At 61.8% G+C, this 21,268-nt stretch carries 21 protein-coding genes; 13 read left to right on the top strand and 8 right to left on the bottom strand.

Going from position 1 to position 21,268, the window contains the following annotated elements; genetic code table 11:
* The first annotated feature begins 99 nt into the window (after nucleotides 1–99).
* Nucleotides 100–744 carry a cation transporter gene (locus BLV09_RS16845; protein WP_146691162.1) on the top strand — a complete coding sequence of 215 codons (645 nt, stop codon included), beginning with the start codon at nucleotides 100–102 and terminating at the stop codon, nucleotides 742–744.
* 145 nt (nucleotides 745–889) lie between these two features.
* Here BLV09_RS16845 and BLV09_RS16840 read toward each other — a convergent pair whose 3' ends face one another.
* From BLV09_RS16840 to BLV09_RS16830, 3 genes are all read right to left on the bottom strand, one after another.
* Nucleotides 890–1,495 carry a hypothetical protein gene (locus BLV09_RS16840; protein WP_146688145.1) on the bottom strand — a complete coding sequence of 202 codons (606 nt, stop codon included), beginning with the start codon at nucleotides 1,493–1,495 and terminating at the stop codon, nucleotides 890–892.
* Between the two features lie 194 nt (nucleotides 1,496–1,689).
* Complete coding sequence (locus BLV09_RS16835; protein ID WP_146688144.1) at nucleotides 1,690–2,160, bottom strand: L-2-amino-thiazoline-4-carboxylic acid hydrolase; 471 nt, start codon at nucleotides 2,158–2,160, stop codon at nucleotides 1,690–1,692.
* Nucleotides 2,161–2,282: 122 nt separating this feature from the next.
* Nucleotides 2,283–2,894 (bottom strand): TetR/AcrR family transcriptional regulator, encoded by a 612-nt coding sequence (locus BLV09_RS16830; RefSeq protein ID WP_146688143.1) that lies wholly within the window; start codon nucleotides 2,892–2,894, stop codon nucleotides 2,283–2,285.
* A gap of 348 nt (nucleotides 2,895–3,242) precedes the next feature.
* On the opposite strand from BLV09_RS16830, the gene BLV09_RS16825 reads away from it, so the two are divergent.
* Entirely contained in the window at nucleotides 3,243–4,094 is an 852-nt protein-coding gene (locus tag BLV09_RS16825; RefSeq protein ID WP_146688142.1) for an SDR family oxidoreductase, read from the top strand.
* Nucleotides 4,095–4,108: 14 nt separating this feature from the next.
* Complete coding sequence (locus BLV09_RS16820) at nucleotides 4,109–4,477, top strand: lysozyme inhibitor LprI family protein (RefSeq protein WP_167558764.1); 369 nt, start codon at nucleotides 4,109–4,111, stop codon at nucleotides 4,475–4,477.
* Between the two features lie 25 nt (nucleotides 4,478–4,502).
* Here BLV09_RS16820 and BLV09_RS16815 read toward each other — a convergent pair whose 3' ends face one another.
* On the bottom strand, nucleotides 4,503–6,062 hold the full coding sequence (locus BLV09_RS16815; RefSeq protein WP_146688141.1) for an ABC transporter permease/substrate-binding protein: 1,560 nt from the start codon (nucleotides 6,060–6,062) through the stop codon (nucleotides 4,503–4,505).
* On the bottom strand, nucleotides 6,059–6,862 hold the full coding sequence (locus BLV09_RS16810) for an ATP-binding cassette domain-containing protein (protein WP_146688140.1): 804 nt from the start codon (nucleotides 6,860–6,862) through the stop codon (nucleotides 6,059–6,061). Before BLV09_RS16810 ends, BLV09_RS16815 begins: the two co-directional genes overlap by 4 nt.
* A gap of 128 nt (nucleotides 6,863–6,990) precedes the next feature.
* Between BLV09_RS16810 and BLV09_RS16805 the strand changes: the two genes are divergently transcribed.
* From BLV09_RS16805 to BLV09_RS16795, 3 genes are all read left to right on the top strand, one after another.
* Nucleotides 6,991–7,818, top strand: a complete 828-nt coding sequence (locus BLV09_RS16805; RefSeq protein WP_146688139.1) for an ABC transporter ATP-binding protein — start codon at nucleotides 6,991–6,993, stop codon at nucleotides 7,816–7,818.
* An 81-nt stretch (nucleotides 7,819–7,899) separates the two neighbouring features.
* Complete coding sequence (locus tag BLV09_RS16800; protein ID WP_146688138.1) at nucleotides 7,900–8,466, top strand: YbhB/YbcL family Raf kinase inhibitor-like protein; 567 nt, start codon at nucleotides 7,900–7,902, stop codon at nucleotides 8,464–8,466.
* A 103-nt stretch (nucleotides 8,467–8,569) separates the two neighbouring features.
* The gene (locus BLV09_RS16795; RefSeq protein ID WP_146688137.1) at nucleotides 8,570–9,355 is read left to right on the top strand and encodes an ABC transporter permease; all 786 of its coding nucleotides are present in this window, start codon (nucleotides 8,570–8,572) and stop codon (nucleotides 9,353–9,355) included.
* 119 nt (nucleotides 9,356–9,474) lie between these two features.
* Here the strand turns inward: BLV09_RS16795 and BLV09_RS16790 are convergent, their stop codons facing one another.
* The gene (locus BLV09_RS16790; RefSeq protein ID WP_146688136.1) at nucleotides 9,475–9,924 is read right to left on the bottom strand and encodes a cupin domain-containing protein; all 450 of its coding nucleotides are present in this window, start codon (nucleotides 9,922–9,924) and stop codon (nucleotides 9,475–9,477) included.
* Between the two features lie 226 nt (nucleotides 9,925–10,150).
* Here BLV09_RS16790 and BLV09_RS16785 point away from each other — a divergent pair, with 226 nt between their 5' ends.
* The 4 genes from BLV09_RS16785 (at nucleotide 10,151) to BLV09_RS16770 (ending at nucleotide 14,799) form a co-directional block, all read left to right on the top strand.
* A complete protein-coding gene (locus tag BLV09_RS16785) occupies nucleotides 10,151–11,179 on the top strand; it encodes an ABC transporter substrate-binding protein (RefSeq protein WP_146688135.1) in 1,029 nt (342 codons plus the stop codon).
* Nucleotides 11,180–11,188: 9 nt separating this feature from the next.
* Nucleotides 11,189–11,890 (top strand): NUDIX hydrolase, encoded by a 702-nt coding sequence (locus BLV09_RS16780; protein ID WP_146688134.1) that lies wholly within the window; start codon nucleotides 11,189–11,191, stop codon nucleotides 11,888–11,890.
* Nucleotides 11,891–11,905: 15 nt separating this feature from the next.
* Complete coding sequence (locus tag BLV09_RS16775; RefSeq protein WP_146688133.1) at nucleotides 11,906–12,874, top strand: polyphosphate kinase 2 family protein; 969 nt, start codon at nucleotides 11,906–11,908, stop codon at nucleotides 12,872–12,874.
* A gap of 224 nt (nucleotides 12,875–13,098) precedes the next feature.
* Entirely contained in the window at nucleotides 13,099–14,799 is a 1,701-nt protein-coding gene (locus tag BLV09_RS16770; protein WP_146688132.1) for a GMC family oxidoreductase, read from the top strand.
* 139 nt (nucleotides 14,800–14,938) lie between these two features.
* On the opposite strand, the gene BLV09_RS16765 is transcribed toward BLV09_RS16770, so the two are convergent.
* Nucleotides 14,939–16,129: an ABC transporter substrate-binding protein gene (locus BLV09_RS16765; RefSeq protein ID WP_146688131.1), complete on the bottom strand. Its 1,191-nt coding sequence runs from the start codon at nucleotides 16,127–16,129 to the stop codon at nucleotides 14,939–14,941.
* Between the two features lie 307 nt (nucleotides 16,130–16,436).
* Between BLV09_RS16765 and BLV09_RS16760 the strand changes: the two genes are divergently transcribed.
* From BLV09_RS16760 to BLV09_RS16750, 3 genes are all read left to right on the top strand, one after another.
* A complete protein-coding gene (locus tag BLV09_RS16760; protein ID WP_146688130.1) occupies nucleotides 16,437–16,772 on the top strand; it encodes a carboxymuconolactone decarboxylase family protein in 336 nt (111 codons plus the stop codon).
* Between the two features lie 2 nt (nucleotides 16,773–16,774).
* Nucleotides 16,775–17,722, top strand: a complete 948-nt coding sequence (locus tag BLV09_RS16755; protein WP_244549127.1) for an NAD(P)-dependent oxidoreductase — start codon at nucleotides 16,775–16,777, stop codon at nucleotides 17,720–17,722.
* Nucleotides 17,723–18,018: 296 nt separating this feature from the next.
* Nucleotides 18,019–19,344 (top strand): MFS transporter, encoded by a 1,326-nt coding sequence (locus tag BLV09_RS16750; RefSeq protein ID WP_146688128.1) that lies wholly within the window; start codon nucleotides 18,019–18,021, stop codon nucleotides 19,342–19,344.
* Between the two features lie 91 nt (nucleotides 19,345–19,435).
* Here BLV09_RS16750 and BLV09_RS16745 read toward each other — a convergent pair whose 3' ends face one another.
* On the bottom strand, nucleotides 19,436–21,133 hold the full coding sequence (locus BLV09_RS16745; RefSeq protein ID WP_146688127.1) for a methyl-accepting chemotaxis protein: 1,698 nt from the start codon (nucleotides 21,131–21,133) through the stop codon (nucleotides 19,436–19,438).
* Nucleotides 21,134–21,268 lie beyond the last annotated feature (135 nt).

The raw sequence follows: 21,268 nt of genomic DNA, 5'->3' as shown, positions 1-21,268 counted from the left end.
TGTCGCGGACATACTAAGATCGACGCGAATGACCCGAAGCAGGCATGTGCCGCCAAAAGCGCAATTGTATTGAGACGAGCCCAAACCTATTTTATCGATATGGCTGATTGCTGCTGCACACCGCCGCCCTTGAGATTGGACACCCACAAAGGTAACGCCGCCAAATATCGGCGGGTGCTATGGGCCGTTCTTGCGATCAACGCTGTAATGTTTGTGATCGAGGTCGGCGCTGGCCTTGCGGCCGGATCGGCATCGCTCCAGGCTGACGCCCTCGATTTCCTGGGCGACGCGATAAACTACGGCATCAGCCTTTTCGTGGTTGGAATGGCCTTGCGCTACCGAGCATCGGCTGCGCTGGCTAAGGCTGCGACCATGGGAATTTTTGGCCTGTGGGTCGTCGGTACCGCTGTCTGGCACGCTGTATACGGCACATTGCCCAGCGCCTTCACGATGGGGGCCGTCGGATTTGTGGCCTTGGTCGCGAATGCGGCGTCGTTCGGATTGCTATGGGTCCATCGCCACGGCGATGCAAATATGCGATCCGCTTGGGTTTGCACGCGGAATGATGTGCTCGGCAACGTGGCCGTTCTATTAGCGGCTTTCGGTGTCTTCGGCACAGGTACCGGGTGGCCCGACGTCATCGTTGCCGCGATCATGGCCACGCTTGCACTTCAAGGTGCCGCCACGGTTGCAAAACAGGCACTCAGTGAATTACGCCCGCCGTTGGGTATGCCCGCTGAGTAATCGCTCGGGTCGAGCTTTTATTGCTTCCCGTTGTCTCCGTATTTGCTCTCATGCCGCTAGTCGGCGTTCAGTCGTCAGCGAAAGGCGGCACCTTGTCCGTGTTTGATCCGCGATGCCCTAGTCTGAAGGTCAGGAGCGCCCCAATTCAGGGAATCGCCATGGTGAGCCCCGTGGTCACGCCGATCGCTCGCTCATGGCCCCTGCTGAACGAGTAGCTATAGGTGGGCTCGACGAACCAACCAAACTTGCGGTCTGCCGAAGGCCAAATCATCCACTCAAGGGCGAGCTCGCTCGCAATCTGCGTACCGCCGGCCGCAGTTGCATAACTCAACTGCGGACCCGCGCCGATCATAAACTCGACATGCTCGTTGATTGTGAACGGCTTCTTGAAGAGAAGATCGGCTTGCCATTCGGTTTGACCCGGCCGGAATAAGGGCGAGATACCCGTCTCGATTTCAAGCCAGTCCTTGATGACCGGAAACTCAACCGAAGCCGAAGGCCCGACGCTATAGGTACCCTCTTGGATACTTCGTTCCGTTGCGGCTCCTAGTTCAACCACTGCGAACGGCTCTTTGTCCTCTGCCCACAGTTGTGCAATTGGGCAGAAAACGAAGACAGGGATGATGACAAATATCGCCCGATGGGTCATGGGCAAATTTATCGCCGCAAGCTTACCGTAGCGCAATTGGAAAGATTTACATTGGGGCGAGCCGTCCCAGTTGGCATTCAAGCCCGCGCGGATGTCGCCCATGGGCACTTTCGGACATGGCGCGATGTCCGACTTGAGTCCGTTATGCGCACCAAAGCGGGCGTCCGCCGATCATTCTGAACTTATGGGCTTACGCCCTGATTGACGCTGGCTGGATCAAGGCGAAGTCATTGGCGGCGAGCTTGTCGCTCGCGTTGCAACGGCGAAGGACCTCAGGAGCGCATGTCCGCTTGCGCTCAGCCCGTCGCTTTCAATCGCCTGTAGCGAAAGTCGCAGTGGCTGGCGCCCTGCATGATGGTTTGCGTGCGCGTGAGCTTGATGTCGGGACCGAATCCTTCTGACGTAGCGAAGTCCGCAGTGCAGACCAGCAAGAATCCGAGCTCCGGCTCACCAAGCTCCTTGTAGAACTCAGCGTACCGGCATCCCGTCACATCGATCTCGAAGGCATCCTGTGACTGCTCGATCACGTTATAATCAAGAGCGTTCTCGCGGGCGTAGGTTGCGAACGCGGATGACATGAACTTCCCGAGGTTCTTCTCATTCTTCGTCCGCCAGAACGCTTCGCCGTAGCGACGATAGGTGTCACCCAGGGCGCCTCGAACAAGGGCGTTCGCTCGCTCCTCGCCCAATTCCGCCTGCAAGGCCTTCAGCAGCGGAACGAGGACCTGAGCCTGGATTTTGGCTTGTTGAATGACAGGAATGTCCATGTTCAACCTCCCGTTCGTGCTGCATTTTATGATTATAGCTCGGCCGCTGACGACATCGAAGAATGAATTGCCGCAGCCTGGTCGGCTGCGAGTTCAGTCTCAAGTTGGCCTGCGTTGCCGGCTCAACGCCGGGCGTCGGGTGCGAGACCTCGGAGCAGGGTATCAAATCCCTGAAGCGCGGCGGCTGCCTCAAACGGTTCTCCCCACACCCGCTGCAGCACGAAACCCTGCGCCATGGAGACGATGGTTCGCGCGATGATGGCGGGATCGATTTTTTTACTGACGGTTCCCAGACGCTGACCGCGTTGCAGCAGCTTGATGATCGTCGAAATGGGCACGTGAACACCGGCTATCACCTGGCTGTGCACTTCCTTGCTGCGGAGCGCTTCAGCCCAGAGCTGCAGGCCTACCTTGCGGATTCGAAGCCCGTCTTCCTTCTGCAGATCCATCAGGAATTCGCGCGCGACCGCACGAAGGGTGGCTATCGGGTCCATCGACTCATCGCGTGGCGAAAGCAGCATGGCGTCGCGGGCGTGACGCCTCTCTCCCATGGCGTGGATGATATCTTCCTTGGTTGCGAAATGACCGTAGATGCAGCCGGCGCTCAGGCCGGATTCACGGATGACGTCCCGGATCGTGGTCTGGTGAAATCCCTGACGGGCGAAGCAGATTTCCGCCGCTTCGAGAATTTCATCGCGTCTGGCTAACGAAGTTTCCGGCTTGACCTTGGGCATGGGTATTCCGCTTGATTTGTTGGGAAGCGCTACCAGGCATGGCGACAGTCGTTCGAAATCGGCCGCACGGATAGCCCGATCAATGCTCCTGTCTTGCAAGATTCGCCTTGAAGCTCGGCAGCTCAAACAAAACGAACATCCTTTTTATATGAAATGCTGAAACCGTCAACCGACGCTTGCCGGGAGCACTTCCGGCAAGCGGGCTCGGTGGCTTGATGACGGCGTTGCGCGTGAACGGCCGCAACATTGAGAGGGGCGAACTTGCCGGCCTTGCTATAATCTCTGGCCTGCTTAGCTCATCCTCCGGAAGCGCGAAGCAGAATGATCTGCACGTCTTTGGGGACAACCATGCGATCTGTCGTCATCACCGGTGCGTCCACCGGCATCGGCTGGGCCACGGCGAAGCTGCTGTTGGATTGCGGGTTTCGCGTGTTCGGCAGCGTGCGCAAGCAGGCCGACGCCGATCGCCTCAAGAGCGAGCTCGGCGCGAATTTTGTGCCGCTGCTGTTCGACGTCACCGACGAGGCGGCGGTATTGGCCGCCGCACGCGAGGTCCGCGCAGCGCTTGGTGGCGAGACGCTGGCCGGGCTGATCAACAATGCCGGCATCGCGATGGCGGGACCGGTGCTCGGATTGTCGGCCGACGAATTCCGCCGCCAGATGGAGGTGAATGTGATGGGGCCGGTCATCGCCGTCCAGGCTTTCGCACCGCTGCTCGGCGTTGATCCGTCGCTGAGGGGGCAGCGCGGACGCATCGTGATGATCAGTTCAGTGGCAGGCAAAAACGGCAATCCGCTGACACCGGCCTATGCGGCCTCCAAACATGCGATCGAGGGACTGTCGGAAAGCCTGCGCCGCGAAATGATGCTGTTCAGGATCGATGTCATCATCGTAGCTCCTGGCGCCGTAAAAACGCCGATCTGGAGCAAGGCTGATGACGTCGACATGTCCAGATACCAGAACTCGCCCTATTTGCCGGCGCTGGAAAAAGTCCGCCAATTCACCAAGCACCTGAATGAAATCGGTTTGCCGCCGGAGAAGATCGCGGAGCGGATTGCCGAAGCCCTGACCGCAAGCAATCCAAAAGTGCGCTACCAGATTACGCCGGACCCGATGCGGCATCTGATCACGGCGATCCTGCCGAAGCGGATGGTCGACAAGATCATTGCCAAACGTCTTGGCCTGATGCCACCGGCATGAACCGGAAACGCGCCATGCTCGGCCGGTCAATCGCGGTCGCCGCGACCTGCCTTCTGGCGTCGATCGCTCATGCTGGCGATCAGGGCGATCCCGCCCAATCCTGCGACGGCAGCACCTATGAGATGGTCGACTGCCTCAAGGCCAAGACCGCGGAGTGGGACAAGCGCATGAACATCGCCTATCAGCAGGCGCTGAAAGATGCCGTGCCGCAGCAGCGCGAGCAACTGCGCGCAGCCCAGCGGCTATGGATCCAGTACCGCGACGCCAGTTGCCTGTATTACGGCTTGGGCGAAGGAACCATCGCCCGGATCGGCGCCGGCGAATGCGTGCGCAGCCTGACCGAAGCGCGCGCCCGCGAACTGGAAAATGTCGGCCCGAAGTGAAGACGCAGCAGCGTCGGGAACGTACTTACTGCTTCGAGATTCTCTCCCACAGCCAGCGCGCCACCTGGGCGGGTGACGATGCGCCGTCGCCGCCGGCGGCGCGCAGGTTTGCCGCGCGCATCGTGGCGATATCGATCCGGCCGAGCAGCGGTTGCAATGCCGCCCGCAACGCCTGATCCCCGGCGCGTTTCGGCGCCAGCAGGACAATCGCGTCATAGGGCGGAATCGCGTGCCTGTCGTCGTCGAGCGCCACCAGATCGTATTTCGCGATCAGCCCGTCGCTGGTATAGCCCGCGATCACGTCGACTTCACCGGAAGCGACCGCGGCATACATGAAGTCCGGCTGCATCTGCCGCTGCGCGCGGAAGTGAAGCCCATAGGCTTTCTGGATGCCGGCCCATTCCGGCCGCGAGAAGAATTCGTAATCCGCCGCCATCGACATCGTGGCCGCATGCGCGGCGAGATCGGTGACGGAGTGGATGCCGAGCTGTTCGGCGCGCTGGCGCGGCATCACCAGCGTATAGGCGTTTTCAAAGCCAAGTTCGCCGAGCAGCGTGACCTTCTGCTGCGCCAGGATGGTCTTCAATTCGCCGAGCAATACCTCGCGCGGCTTGATGTCGGTGTGATGAAACTGATTGGCCCATAGCGTGCCGGAATAATCGACATAGACGTCGATATCGCCTGACACCAGCGCATCGAAGATCACGTTCGAGCCGAGGCCTTCGCGCGAGGTGGCCGACAGGTTCGCCGCCTGCAGCCGCTCCGCGATCAGCGCCGCCAAGACATATTGTTCGGCGAACGTCTTGGCGCCGACGATATAGCTGGATTGCGAGCGCGCCATCGACGGCACCAGGGTTGCCGCGAGCAGCGCCGCGATGCCGATGCCACCGAGCGCCACCCGCAGGCGGCTGCGGACGCGGATGCCGGTCTCGATCAGCGCCAGCAACTGGTCGACGGCGAGCGCGAGCAGGGCGGCGGCCGCGCAGCCGAACAGCACGAACACCCAGTTCTGGGTCTGCAGCCCCGCAAAGATGTAATTGCCAAGGCTGGTCTGGCCGATCGGCGTCGACAGTGTCGCGGTGCCGATCACCCAGACTGCAGCGGTGCGAATGCCCGCCATCATCACCGGCAGCGCCAGCGGCAGCTCGACAGTAAAGAGAGACTGACGCGGCGTCATGCCGACGCCTTGCGCGGCTTCCAGGATCGCGGGATCGACGCCCCGCAGGCCAGTGATGGTGTTGCGCAGCACCGGCAGCATGGAATAGAGCGCCAGCGCCAGCACGGCGGGCAGAAAACCGAAGGCGGAAAAACCGAACCCGAACCAGGATAGCGACAGCGCTGCCACCGCCAGCAGCAGCGGATAGAACAACGCCAGCAGCGCAAGGCCCGGTACCGTCTGCACGATGCTGGCAAGCCCCAGCAGCGCGCCACGCATGATGGGGTTGCCGCGCGCCGCGATCGCCAGCGGCAGGCTGACCAATAATCCGAGCGCCAGCGCCGTGACGCTGACCCGGACATGGTTGCCGAGATAGTCAGGCAGATGCGAAAGCGCCTCGCTCCAGCGCGGATCGGAAAACAGGCTCATGCCGCGCCATCCCGTGGCAGCAACACCTTGAGCCGCTCGGCCTGACGCCGCGGCGTATGCAGGAGTTCGCCGACATAAGCATCATCGCTGCCGGAAAGTTCGGCCGGCGTGCCCTGCGCCAGCAGCTTTCCGGCGCGCATCACCGCGATCCGGTCGGCGAGCAGGACGGCCTCGGCCATGTCGTGGGTGATCATGATCGTGGTCAGCCCAAGCTTGTGGTGCAGGGCGCGATAGTCGTCGCCGAGCGCATCGCGGGTGAGGGGATCGAGCGCGCCGAACGGCTCGTCCATCAGGACGATGCGCGGCCTGGCCGCCAGGGCGCGAGCGACCCCGACGCGCTGGCGCTGGCCGCCTGATAGCGCCCCAGGCAGGCGGTCGCGGTGTTCGCTGCGATCGAGCCGGACCAGATCGAGCAGTTCATCGACACGCGCCGAAATATCGCCCGCCGGCGTGCCGAGTAATTTAGGTGTGACTCCGATATTGTCGGCGACGCTCATATGCGGAAACAGCCCGCCGCTCTGGAACACATAGCCGATGCGGCGGCGCAATCGCACCGGATCGACGGCCCGCACATCCTCGCCTTCGACCGTGATGTGGCCACTATCGGCGTCGATCAGCCGGTTGGTCAGGCGAAGCAGGGTGGTCTTGCCGGAGCCGGAGCCGCCGACGATGGCGAGGAATTCGCCCTCGGCGACATCGAGCGAGACGTCATCGACGGCCAAAACCGGCTTCGCGCCGCGGCCGCCGTCGAAGCTCTTGCCGACATGCGCAAATGCAATCAGTGGCGGGGCGGCGGTCATATCAGGGGAGTATCATACGGCAGCGCAGCCACCAAGCCGATGCGGGCACTTGCCTGTTTCCGCGATCCGTTGAATTGTCGCGGCGGGGGCGTTAATGCACACGCCGTAGCTCAGGTCATTCGGGGGAAATGCGCGTGCAGGCTGGTGGTGCCGCTGGATCGACGGCGGTCGCGCTTGAAGATGCGACAGTGGCATTTCGTCTCGCCGATACGCGTGTCTACACCGCGGTCGAAAAGGCCCGGCTATCGGTGGAGCATGGCGAATTCGTCGCCATCGTCGGCCCCACCGGATGCGGGAAATCGACGTTATTAAATGTCGCGGCCGGCCTGCTCAGGCCGGCATCGGGAACAGTGCGGATTTTCGATTCCCCTCTGACCGGCCTCAACCGGCAGGCCGGTTATCTGTTCCAGGCCGATGCGCTGTTTCCCTGGAAGACCGCGATCGACAATGTCGCCATTGGGCTGGAGATCACCGGCGTCGATCGCCGTGAGGCGCTGGCGCGGGCGCAGACATGGTTGAACTCGGTCGGCCTTGGCGGCTTCGCGGGTCGCTATCCGCACATGCTCTCGGGTGGGCAGCGCAAGCGCGTAGGCCTCGCGCAGGTGTTGATTCGCGATCCGAAGATCCTGCTGATGGACGAGCCGTTCGGCCCGCTCGATGCCCAGACGCGACAGATCATGGGCAACCTGCTGCTGGAGTTGTGGACCGCCGACCGCAAGGCGGTGCTGTTCGTGACCCACGATCTCGAAGAGGCGATCGCGCTGGCCGATCGTGTCGTGATCATGTCGGCTGGACCAGGCGCGCGCATCATCGGTGACTGGCGGGTGCCGCTGGCGCGGCCGCGGGATATTTTCGAGGTGCGGCTGGAGAAGGACTTTCACTCACTTCATCGTGAGATATGGAGTGTTCTCAAGGATGAAGTGTTGAAGGGCTACGCGCAATCGGCAGCCGGGTGACCGGCTGAGGGCAGCCCGCCTTGATCTGAATGCAGCGGAAGTTACACTCGGTCAGCCAACAGAATAATAAAGGGAGATGTCATGCTGTTACGTGGTTCATTTCTGGCTCTGACTGTCGCACTGATCGCGTGCGGCGGTTCCCATGATGCTAAAGCGGAAGGCGCGTTCACACTATCCTCGCCCGATTTCAAAGACGGCGCGCGGTTGGCGGTGAAGAACGCCGGCAACAACAAGGCCAATCCGAATTGCGTCGGCGAAAACATCTCGCCGGCTCTGTCCTGGTCGAAGCCGCCCGAGGGCACCAAGAGCTTCGCGCTGATGATGTTCGATCCGGAAGGGCGTCCGCCCGGCGGCGTCAGCCACTGGGTGGCGTATGGGATTCCGCCGTCCGTCACCGGCTTTGCCGAGGGCGAAGTCTCGAAGACCAGCGACAAATATGTCGGCGGCGAGAGCACGCAGAAAATACCGAGCTATTCAGGTCCGTGCACGCCGGCCGGCGCGCCGCATCACTACACGTTTACGCTGATCGCGACCGATCTCGATCCGTCGGCGCTCAAGCCGGGCTTGACGCGCGACGAATTGATCAAGGCGCTGGAGGGGCACGCCAAGGTCGCTACCGGTTTGATCGGCACGTTCTCGAAGCCGTAAAGCGAAGCTTACCCCGTGCTCTCTTCGCCCTTGACCGGAAGCGAAATATTTCCACACGTCGTCCCGGCGTTCGCCGGGACGACCCGGAGATAGGGTTGTCACGATGTCGCGCTTGATGCTTCTAGTCTGTCAGCTTCTCGTAGCTGTCGTGCTCGTCGGGCTTTGGCAGTTGCTGGCCACAGTGCCGATCTTCGGCCACATGGTGCTGCCGCCATTCTTCTTTTCCAATCCGGTCGATGTCGGCAGTCAGATCGTCGCCTGGTTCGCAAGCGGCGTCATCTGGAAGCATCTGGCGATCACGCTGTGGGAGTCGATTCTCGCTTTCGCGATCGGCTCGCTGGGCGGCGTGACGGTCGGTTTCTGGTTCGCGCGCCAGCCCCGCGTCGCCGCGGTGTTCGATCCCTATGTGAAAATGACCAACGCTTTGCCGCGCGTCGTGCTGGCGCCGATCTTCACGCTCTGGCTTGGCCTCGGCATCTGGTCGAAGGTCGCGCTCGGTGTCACGCTGGTGTTCTTCGTTGTCTTCTTCAACGTCTATCAGGGCGTGAAGGAAGTCAGCGCCACCGTGCGCGATAATGGCCGCATGCTCGGCATGAGCGAACGGCAGTTGATGCGGCATGTCTATTGGCCGTCGGCTTTGTCGTGGATGTTCTCCTCGCTGCATACCTCAGTAGGCTTCGCGGTTGTCGGCGCCGTGGTCGGTGAATATCTCGGCTCCGCGGCAGGGCTCGGCTATCTGATCCAGCAGGCCGAAGGCGTGTTCGACGTCGCCGGCGTTTTCGCCGGCATGTTCGTATTGTCGGCCTTCGTCATCGTGATCGATATCGGGGTGACGATGGTCGAGCGGCGGCTTCTGGTGTGGCGACCGGCGGCTGAGGGCCGCGGCTGAGCGCCGCAATCAACAGTCGTCATTCCGGGGCGCGAGCGTAGCGAGCGAACCCGGAATCTCGAGATTCCGGGTCTGGTGCTAACGCACCATCCCGGAATGACTACGGGTAACAGTGCTTCTCAATCCAGCATCTTGGTATCGTCGGGCGCCTGCGGCGGGGTCTTGATCGCGATCGCCTTCAACGGGCGGCCGTCCGGCTTGGTGCCGCCATGCGCGGTGCCCTTGGGAATAATGACGAGGTCGCCGGGTTGCACGTGCACTTGCTTGTCGCCGAGCCAGATCGTTCCGGTGCCTTCGAGGATGTACTGGATCTCGTTGGTGTTCGGATGCATGTGCTTGCCGACATTGCCGTCCTGGATCGAAATCGTGGCGCCATCGGCGGACATGAACATCTTGGAGTGCATGCCGCCGGCATTGGCCGGTCCGAGCGCATCGCCGGAGAAGTCCTGGGTGTGAATGACCTGCGCCGTGACGTTTTCGGCGGCGAATGCCGGCCGCAGCAGATGCGTGACGCAGCAGCCGGCGGCAAACGCGGCAGCGATCGACAGCGTGGTGGTGATGCGGTTCATGGATGGTCCTCCCGTTTTATAGATTGTTATGGGCGCGTGGTTTGGTCGCGCGGGGGCTGATTAGCACACCAAAGTCGCCTTCTCAAAGCATCCCGGCTGCTCTATCGTCGCCACCAGAACCTGGTTCTGATTGAACCAGAACCAGACTCTCATTCTTGTTTTGACGCGTTTTCTTAACGCGAACCGGCACCCACTTCGCTCGAAAACGCTATAAACGGAGGAAACCATGAAAACGATCTTTGGCCGGCTCGCCGCGGCGCTCTTGGCGCTGGTGCTGATGTCTGACTTCGCGGCGGCGCAAACCAAGATCACGGTCGCCGTCGGTGGCGGGGCCTGTCTGTGTTACCTGCCGACCGTGCTGGCCAAGCAGCTCGGCGAATTTGACAAGGCCGGACTTGCCGTTGAACTCGTCGATCTGAAGGGCGGCTCGGATGCGCTCAGGGCCGTGCTCGGCGGCAGCGCCGACGTGGTGTCCGGCTATTTCGACCACTGCGTCAATCTCGCCGCCAAGAAGCAGGAGCTGCAGGCCTTCGTGGTCTATGACCGCTATCCCGGGCTGGTGCTGGTGGTGTCGCCCTCGCATACTGGCGAGATCAAATCGATCCAGGATCTGGCCGGCAAGAAAGTCGGCGTCAGCGCACCGGGTTCATCGACCGATTTCTTTCTTAAATATCTCTTGAAGAAAAACGGCCTCGATCCGGCGGGCACCTCCGTCATCGGCGTCGGCTTGGGTGCAACCGCGGTCGCGGCGATGGAGCAGGGCCAGATCGATGCGGCCGTGATGCTCGATCCGTCCGTCACGGTGCTGCAAGGCAGCCATCCTGACCTGCGCATCCTCAGCGATACCCGCACGCAAAAGGATACGCTGGCGGAGTTCGGCGGCGAATATCCGGGTGGCGCACTCTATAGCACCACGGCCTGGGTTGCCTCGCATGAGAAGGAAGTGCAGGCGTTGACCAACGCGATCCTGAATACGCTCGCCTGGATTCACTCGCATTCGCCGGAAGATGTCATGGCGAAGATGCCGGCGGAAATGGTCGGCAAGAACAAGGAGCTCTATCTTGCCGCGCTGAAGAATACGATCCCGATGTTTTCGGAAACCGGCAAGATGGATCCCAAGGGCGCCGATGCGGTGCTCGCGGTGTTCAGCGAGGGCTCGCCTGAGGTCGCCAAGGCAAATATCGACGTCACCAAGACCTACACCAACAAATTCGTCGATCAGGCCAAGAAGACCACGGGGATGAATGCGAAGTAGGGCGTGTTGGTGATGTCGCCTGTCATTCATCGCGTCACCACGCTCGATCTCCGCGTGAGGCCGTGGTCGTGGCCGTTCGCAACCGAGCGGCGCGCCGAGATTGATGTCCATTTTGCCGCCGAGCAGCGCAAGAGGCCGGGCATCTGGAACGGCCGCGTCCTGCTCGGGCGCAACCCGGACTTTGCCGGTGGCCGTTTCAGCGCCGACTGCTTCGAGACCGATTTCGCCAGTTTCCTGGCGTGGCGGGACTGGGGCTTTCCGGACAACAACGTGTTCAATGGCTTTGGCATGGGCGCGCTGCTCAGCAGCGACGGCGCATTCGCGCTCGGCGAAATGGGCCAGCACACCTCAAATGCCGGGCGCATCTACTTTCCATCGGGCACCCCTGATCTCGATGACGTCAGGGGTGAAACACTCGATATCGCGGGCAGCGTCGCTCGCGAGCTTGAGGAAGAAACCGGGCTCACGCCATCGGATTATCGCGCCGAGCCGTATTGGGATTGCGTTTTCACCGGTGCCGCCGTCGCGGCGATGCAGATATTGCATGTCGATATGACCGGTGAAGCGCTGCGCGCGCGCATCGAGGCCAATCTCGCCCGGCAGCAGCAGCCGGAACTCACTAAAATCCATCTGGTGCGCCACGCAGGTGAACTTAACGCGGCGATGCCGCGTTTTGTTACCGCCTATATCGAACAGCAATTCAGTGTGTAGGGAAGGGTTGCAGTCATGAGCAAGAAGTCTCCGCAATCTCTCGCGGCTGAATTGAAACCCTTTGTGGCGCCGTTTCGTGTCGACGGTTCCAGTGAATTCCACCTGAAATCGCACAAGACCGCCGACAAGGGCGGCATCGACAAGGACAAGGGCGAGAAAGTCATCGATGCCAATCGCAAACGGCTGAATGATTTTCAGGAAAAGCTCTATGCCCAGGACCGCTGGTCGTTGTTGCTGATCTTCCAGGGCATGGATGCTGCGGGCAAGGACAGCGCCATCAAGAGCGTGTTCGACGGCGTCAATCCGCAGGGCTGTGAAGTCACCTCCTTCAAGCAACCATCGACCAAAGAGCTCGACCACGACTTCATGTGGCGCAGTGCGATCGCGCTGCCGGGGCGCGGCCGCATTGGTATCTTCAACCGGTCATATTATGAGGAATGCCTGGTGGTGCGGGTGCATCCGGAAACCCTCGCCAAGCAGAAGATCCCGCCGCGGCTCGTCACCAGGAATATCTGGCGCGAGCGGTTCGAAGACATTTCCGCCTTCGAGCATTACCTCACGCGCAACGGCACGGTGATCCTGAAATTCTTCCTCAACGTCTCAAGGCAGGAGCAGCGCGAGCGCTTTCTCGACCGGCTCGACGAGCCGGCGAAGAACTGGAAATTCTCCATGGCTGACATCAGCGAGCGTGCGCTGTGGGGAAAATACCAGGCCGCCTATCAGGAGGTGGTCAGGCATACCGCGACGGCCGCCGCGCCATGGTACGTGGTGCCGGCGGACCACAAATGGTTCGCGCGGGTGGTGATCGGCTCGGTGATCGTCAACGCGCTGGAAAAACTCGACCTGAAATTCCCCGAAGTCGACGACGCCTCGCTGGAGGAATTCAAGCAGGTGCGCAAGGCGCTGGAGAATGAGGGGAAGGGGGTGGCCGTGAGGAAGGCCGAGGTGAAGAAGGCCAGTTCCGGAAAAGCGGCGAAAAAATAGCGGCGGTGCTGACCCTCCTCGTTTGAGACTGGTAATTACGGCGTGGATTAGCGCGCCGCTATTCCTGATGACTCGCCGATGGCTCTGATCCGGGGTTGACGTCATAGCCACGATGGGCCGGCAAGGCCCGTAACGTTCGTCAAGCATCGGCCTTGCGCCAGCGGGGTGACCCGAAGGCGGAGCTGCGCTATCTTCCCAAGACAAAAACAAGGGGAAACGCCAAAGTGTACGACACCATCATCGTTGGTGGCGGCTCGGCGGGCTCGGTCATGGCCCACAGGCTGTCCGCCAAGAGCGCCAACAAGGTCCTGCTCTGCGAAGCGGGCCAGGACACGCCGCCGGGTAATGAGCCGGCCGAGATCCGCGACAGTTATTCGGGCGTGGCTTATTTCGATCCGCGCTTCCACTGGACCGAGCTTAGGGTCACCACTCAGGTCGTCAGCCACAACAACCCCGAGGCAGAGCGCCCGCCGTTGCGCAAATACGAGCAGGCGCGCGTGCTGGGCGGCGGATCCTCGATCAACGGCCAGTTGGCCAACCGCGGCGCGCCGGCCGACTACGACGAGTGGGAGGCCCGGGGGGCTGCGGGCTGGAGCTGGAAGGACGTGCTGCCCTACTTCAAGAAGGTCGAGCGCGACCTCGATTTCGACGGGCCGTTCCATGGCAAGGACGGCCGCATTCCCGTCCGCCGCATCCCGCAAGAACACTGGACGCGGCACGCGCAAGCCGTTGCCGAGGCCTGCAAACTCGCCGGCTACACATTCCTGCCGGACCAGAACGGCGAGTTCGTCGACGGCTACTTTCCGATAACGCATTCCAATCAGGACGAGCAACGCGTGTCGGCGGCGATGGGTTATCTCGATCGCGAGACGCGAAAGCGTGCCAATCTGACGATCTCGACCGACACCCAGGTCAGGGAGCTTCTGTTCGAGGGCACGCGCTGCGTCGGCGTCAAGGCGCTCGTCGGCGGTCGGGAACAGGAATTTCGCGGCCGCGAAATCATCCTGTCGTGCGGCGCGATTCATTCGCCGGCCCATCTGATGCGTGCCGGCATCGGCCCTGTCGGACACCTGAAGCAGATGGGCATTCCGGTCGTGATGGGCCTCGAAGGGGTCGGCCAGCGCCTGATGGATCATCCCTCGATCTCGCTGTCGTCCTTTATCCGCCGTGGCGCGCGCATGAATGGGCACTCCAGACGCCACATCCAGCTTGGCCTGCGTTACTCCTCGGGGCTGCCCGGCGTGCCAAGAGGCGACATGTTCGTCGGTGTGCTGAGCAAGTCGGCCTGGCATGCAGTGGGCGCGCAGATCGGCTCGCTGCTGACCTTCATCAACAAGACCTATTCCGAGACCGGGCAGGTAAAGCTCGCCTCGCGCGACCCGCTGGCCGAGCCGGTCGTCGAGTTCAACCTGCTGTCCGACCGGCGCGACGTCGACCGCCTGATGAGTGGCTTTCGCAAGATGGCGGCGCTGCAGATGAGCGCGCCACTTAAGGCCGTGACCGACAAGCCATTCCCGGCCTCCTACTCCGACCGCGTGCGCAAGATCGGCGTGGTCAACACCAAGAACAAGATGCTGACCGCCATTGCCGCCGTGCTGATGGATGGGCCGGCGGCGCTACGCCGTTACATGATCGATGCGTTTGTTGTCGAAGGATTCACGTTCGACGGCGTCATGAACGACGACGAAGCGCTTGAGGCCTTCGTGCGCAAGGCGGCAATCGGCGTGTGGCACGCCTCGTGCTCATGCCGCATGGGCCGGCCGGATGATCCGATGGCCGTCGTCGATACCCAAGGCCGCGTCAAGGGGGTGCAGGGTTTGCGCGTGGTCGACGCCTCGATCTTCCCGGTGGTGCCGTGCGCCAACACCAACTTCCCGACCCTGATGGCGGCGGAAAAGATCGCGGAAGCCATGCAGCGAAGCTGAACGCGCGCCAGGCGGAAAACATCGCGCGGAAAACATCACGTGGAAAACATCACGTGGAAAACATCGCGTTTATGGGCGATGCCGATCGGTGCATGGATGCAGCCGATCGCCATCGCGGCCGATCGCTTCGATCATCCGCTCAAGCGCTATAGCCGGGAGCCAGATTGAACGCACCGTCCTTGAGCGAATTGGCCTCCACCATCACGACCTCGTCGTCCGGATAGCCATTGTGCTCATCTGATGTAAACGAGATATCGCCGTAGACACCCGCGAATCCCTTGAGCTTGTTGAGATAGCCGACGACTTGCTCCGGCTCGGCGCCGGCGTTCTTGATTGCTTCCGCGACCATCCGTGGCGAGTCGTAGCCGAGCGCGATCCACCACAGGAGCGTGTCGCTCATGTCGATCTTGGCGCTTTTCAGACGGTCGACGAAGACCTTGGCGCGATCTGAGAGCTTGCCGCCGGGGGCATAGCAAACCGGTCGGAAATTGTTCGGATAAACCTTTGCCCAGTACTCGGGCTTTTCCAACAGATCCTTGGTCTGGCCAGAGCCGAGCGTGGTCTGGCCAACGATGGGCACGTCCCATCCCATCTGCCCGCGCGTGTTGATGATGCGCGAGAGGAAGCCGGCATTGACGCTCCATGGCATGATCGCCTCCGCGCCTGCCGATTGCATGCGCAAAAGCTCGGGCTTGAGCTCTGGATTGGCTGCATCGACATTACCCTGATAGACGACTTCGGCGCCTTGCGCCTTGAGCATCGGCACATAGGCGTTGACCGACGCAACGCCATAGCCGGTGGTATCGCTGACTACCGCTACCTTCTTGCGCTTGAGCACTTCGACGACATAGCGGTTTGCAGCACCACCGATCTGCTGGTTGGTGGGCGCGTTGCGGAAGCACATTGGATATTTTTTCGGGTCGGTCAGGCTGTCGACCCAGCAGGGATGGATCTGCGGCATGTTCATGCGCGCGAGCAGCGGCACCACCGCGAGCGACTCGCCGGAATTGCCAGGGCCCAGCACGACGCTTACCTTCTGCGCGCGCGCGAGTTCTGCTGCTCCGTTGACCGCCTTCATCGGATCGCTTTGCGTATCGCGGGTGATCAGCTCGATCTGCCGCCCATCGATGCCGCCGGCCGTGTTGATCTCCTGCACGGCCAACTGGATCCCGCGCGTGATGCCGACCCCGGTTGACGAAGAAGGACCAGTGAGCGCCGGCAGATAGCCGATCAGGATCGGCTCTTTTGCTGCGATCGCGGGCTTGGCCAAGCCGCCTGCGAGGGCCACGGCGCCGGCGGACGCAAGTGCTTGACGACGAGTCATTGCCATCTTGATTTCCTCCCTGATGTTTTCTGATTCACTCCCGAAGCCGTTGACGTTTCTTGGATTTATCGACGCAGACTAAGCCTCCGCTCGATGGTCCGCAAGGCGTGCCGTCCCGGTGAAGCCTGAGATTGAGTGTTGGTGCAGCGGACCAGCAAGCCGATCCGCGCGGGCCAGATCGGCGATTTGCGCTGAGCGATGCCGTCGACACCTTCGGCCGGCGATGGTAACGAAATCTCGATCTTCGTTTCAGCGGCAACAAAAAAATGCCGGGCCACGACGCGCGGCATTTAAAGAAACAAGGGAGAGACGCATGGCCAAGGCACCGCCTTCCGCCAAACGCGACCGCATCAAGGCGTTTACGCCCGCGCTGGTCGATTACACCAACGACGTCGTCTATGGCGACCTGTGGGAGCGCAAGGCTCTCTCGAAGCGCGACCGCAGCCTCATTACGGTGGCGGCGCTGGTCGCGACCTACCGGCCGGAGCAGCTCGCGTCTCATCTGACGCGCGCGATCAGCAATGGAGTGACGCAGGAAGAAATCACCGAAGTCATCACCCACATGGCGTTCTATGCGGGCTGGCCCGCCGCGATGTCTGCCGCGCAGGTCGCCTACACGGTGCTGGTCGAAGGCAACAAGGGGGAATGACGATGGCCAATGATGTTGTTGTCGGGTTCGTCGGGCTCGGCACGATGGGTGGCAAAATGGCCACCAACCTTCTCAAGGCCGGATACCAGGTCGTGGTGCACGATCTGCACCGGCAATCGGCCGGCCATCATTTGCAGGCGGGCGCCGAATGGGCGGATACGCCGCGCGCGCTGGCCGAGAGGTCTGACGTGATCTTCACCTCGCTGCCCGAGCCGAGCGATGTCGAGCGCGTCTCGCTGGGGGCCGATGGCTTGATCGAAGGTGTAAGAAAGGGTGCCGCCTATTTCGATCTGTCGACCAACTCTCAAAGCGTCGTGAAGAAAATTCATGAGGCTTTTGCCGCCAGGGGCGCGCACATGCTCGATGCGCCGGTGAGCGGGGGCCCGTCCGGCGCGGCGTCGCGCAAGATGGCGATCTGGGTGGGCGGCGACAAAGCCGCCTATGACCGGCACAAGGCCGTCCTCGACGCGATGGGTGATCGGCCGTCCTATATCGGGCCGATCGGCACCGCGACCGTCGCCAAGCTGGTGCACAACATGTCGGGCTATGCGATCACCTGTGCGCTCGCCGAGACGTTCACCATGGGCGTGAAAGCCGGCATGGACCCCGTGGCGCTGTGGGAAGCGGTGCGCCAGGGCGTGGTCGGCCGCCGCTTGACGTTCGACGGCCTGCTCGACCAGTTCCTGCCCGGCAAATACGATCCGCCGAATTTCGCGCTCAAGCTCGCCACCAAGGACGTCGCGCTCGCGACCGCATTGGGACGCGAGCTCGGCGTGCCGATGCGCATCTGCAACCTCGCCCACGCCGAGATGACCGAAGCATGCAACCGCGGCTGGGAGGGACGTGACTCACGCTCTGTGATGCTGCTCCAGCAGGAGCGCGCAGGCGTAAAGATCGCGGCCGATCCGGAGCATGTGAAGCAAGCGGCGGAACGCGCGAAGTCCGGCTGATGCTTGCACAGGCGGGCCAAATGGGCCCGCAGCATACCGGTCGCATTCCACCGGCTTGCCAATTGCTGCGGCGATACCTGCACTGCAACAACGACCAATTGCTGGTTCCCATCGATACCGGCGCAGAAAGAAGCTTGAGGTCGCGAAAGCCGTAAACATGGCTTGCCGCAACGCATCGATCCGTTCCCGGCACGTAAATAAAAAAATGCCTTGGCGCGCTGAGCCGGAGGGCGTCATAGTTACGCAAAACCAGCTCGGCTCAAGGGCGGCGAACTCTGCAAACAGGAGGCAACGCCATGGACGACGTAGAAAAGCGCGTCATCGGCAAAGTGATGCGGCGGCTGATCCCGTTTCTGATCCTGTGCTATTTCGTTGCCTATCTCGACCGCGTCAATGTCAGCTTCGCCAAACTGCACATGAACCAGGCGCTGGGTTTCAGCGAGGCGGCCTTCGGACTGGGCGCTGGACTGTTCTTCATTGCGTATTTCCTGTTTGAGGTCCCTTCCAACATCTTTCTGGAGCGCGTCGGCGCGCGGATCTGGATCGCCCGCATCATGATCTCCTGGGGGATCGTGTCGGCCGCGTTCGCCTTTATCCCCTGGATCGCCAAAACGACCGGGGCCTCAAATGAAACGGTTTTCTATACGCTTCGTCTGCTGCTCGGTGGATGCGAGGCAGGCTTCTTCCCCGGCATCATCTTTTATCTGACCTTGTGGTTTCCGGCGGTATACCGCGCCCGCGTCATCAGCTTCTTCATGCTGGCGATTCCGATTTCATCCATTGTGGGGGCGCCGATCTCCGGGATGCTGCTGAACCTGACCGGCTGGGGGCTGGACGGTTGGCAATGGCTGTTCATTCTTGAAGCGTTGCCGTCCATCCTGGTGGGGCTCGCCGTGCTGTTCTATCTGACGGACTTTCCGCGCCAGGCTCGCTGGCTGCAACCAGATGAGATTGCCTGGCTGGAAAACGTGCAAGCCACGGAGAAAAGCAACAAGGAGAAGGTCGAACATCTTTCCCTGCTTCAGGCCCTCACCGATATCCGTATCCTGCTATGCGCTTTGGTATATTTCTGCCTGAATGCGGCCAGCTACGGCGTGGCGTTCTTCCTGCCGACCATTATCAAGGGCTTTGGGGTGAGCGATACCCAGACCGGGTTGCTGGCCGCTTTGCCCTTCATCTTCGGTGCCATCGGTATGGTGTTGCTCGGTCGGCACTCGGACCGCACGATGGAGCGGAAAGGCCACGTCGCCGCGGCGCTGCTCATGGCCGCGGTCGGAATCGGACTGTCCGGGCTTGTTTCCAATCCCGTCATCATCATGGCGTTGCTCTGCTTCGCGCAGATCGGCGTCTCGGCGGTGCCGCCCATGTTCTGGCCGCTACCGGCGAGCTTCCTGACCGGCGCGTCGGCCGCCGCCGGAATCGCGGCGATCAACTCGCTCGGCAATCTGTCCGGCTTCGCCGGCCCATACGCGATGGGTTACCTGAAGGACCTCACCGGAAACTTCACCGTGGGCCTGCTTCTGCTCGCCGGATGCTCGATCGTCGGCGCAGTTGTCGCCGTGAGCTTGCGCATTGACGCGAGGCGCGAGCAGATTGCGGGCGAGATCGCCATGGCGCATTGATCCGAATGCAAGATTCCGTCGTCGCCCGTGTCCAAGCTGGGCCATCTTGGCGCAGGCGAATATTGGATGGTCGTTCGCGGGCGTAGCGAGGCTACGCCGCCCGGACTGTCGCGAGAAAGCTCTCCACCTCTTGCTTCAGGCGTTCGGACTGCTTTGCGAGTTCGCCGGATGAGCCGAGAACCAGTTCGGCGGCAGTTCCCACCTGGCCCGATGCCTGTGTCACGCCGGCAATGTTTTGCATGACCCCCTGCGTGCCCTGCGCGGCCTGCTGCACGCTGCGGGCAATTTCCTTGGTCGATCCACCTTGCTCTTCCACCGCGGCGGCGATCGTTGTGGCGATCTCGTCGATCTGCGCGATGGTGGCGCCGATCTCGCGAATTGCCCCGGCCGTTGTGCCGGTAGCATCGCGGATCGCCTGGATCTGATCGGTGATCTCCTCCGTCGCTTTCGCGGTCTGGGTCGACAGCGCCTTCACTTCGCTCGCCACCACGGCAAAGCCCTTGCCTGCCTCGCCGGCTCGCGCGGCTTCGATCGTCGCATTCAAGGCCAGGAGGTTGGTCTGTCCGGCGATGTTTTGAATGAGTCCCATCACCTCGCCGATCTTCTGTGTCGCCTCCAGCAACCCTCCCACCATGGCGTTGGTGCGCTCGGCCTGGGCAACGGCGTTTTGCGCTATCGATGCCGAGTGAGCGATCTGACGGGAGATTTCCTGCCCCGATGTCGAAAGTTCCTCCGCTGCGGCAGCCACGGTCTGCACATTCGCCGAGGTCTGTTCCGCGGCTGCGGCGACGGTGGTGCTCTGCCGCGTCGTCTCCTTGGCGATGGCCGACAGCGATTGCGCCGAGCGCTGCATTTCAGTGGCTGCTGAAGCGGCCCCGGCGACAATTCCGCCGACACTTTTCTCGAACTCCTGCGCGATCCGGCTCAGGGCCGATTTCCGTTCCGCCACCGCGCGCGCCGTCGCCTCTTCCCGCTCGGCGCGGAGACGTTCGGCGTCAATCAACCGATCCTTGAAGACGGCCAGGCTGCGGGAGATATGGCCGATCTCGTTGCGATACTCAACGAACGGAACCTCAACGTTCAAATCGCCTTTCGCCAGACCGTCCATCACGCCGCATATCGCACCGAGCGGACGAACCAGGCCGCGACCGAGCGCGAGCGCGGCCAATCCCGCGATCAGCAACCCCGCCAGACCGCCCGCGACGATCCAGACCGCGCGGCCGTACACCACCGCGTCGATATCGTCGGTATAGACGCCTGCCTGGATGGCGAGCAGCTTGTCGCCCTCACCATATCCGCCGGCGTAAGTGAGCTTCGGCAACTCGGGACCACCCGTCGCTTTCGGCACCTGGTATTCGAGGAAACCGCCGCCGGTGCGGGCCTTGCCAACGATATTTTGAATCAGCAGCTGGCCCTGATTGTCTTTGTAATCCCAGCGATTGACATTGATGTATTTCGGGTTGGCGTGGACGTAGGTGACGCCGGCATTGGTGCTGCCTGCGCCGTAGATTCCGAGATAGTCAGCGGATGTGCCCCAGCGCATGGCGCCGATCGCATCGAAAGCGAGCTGCCGTGCTTCCTCGGCCGAGATCTTGCCGGCTTTGGCTTTTTCATCGTAATTGGCCAGGATCTTCTTCGCGGCCTCGACCAGATCGAACACCTTGGTCCGACGTTCCTCGATGACGGTATCGCGAAGGACCATCACTTGAGCGGCTAGCGCGGCGACGAAGACAACGGTCAAAACCGCGATGATCATCGCAAAACGATTGTAGACAGTAAGATGTCGCATGATGGGAGCCTTCGTGGCGGGAGCGATCAGCGACAGTATTCCTTTACCCGTTAAGCTTTTATTGACACCGCCGCGGAATCAAGCCGGGCGGCTGCGGGCGGGCGTGCCTGCAACCACTGATACTGACCTGACCTG

It is taken from the genome of Bradyrhizobium canariense, from assembly GCF_900105125.1.
Lineage (GTDB): Bacteria > Pseudomonadota > Alphaproteobacteria > Rhizobiales > Xanthobacteraceae > Bradyrhizobium > Bradyrhizobium canariense_A.
Note: the sequence above shows the minus strand (reverse complement) of the source record. Positions and strands in the feature narration are given on the sequence as shown.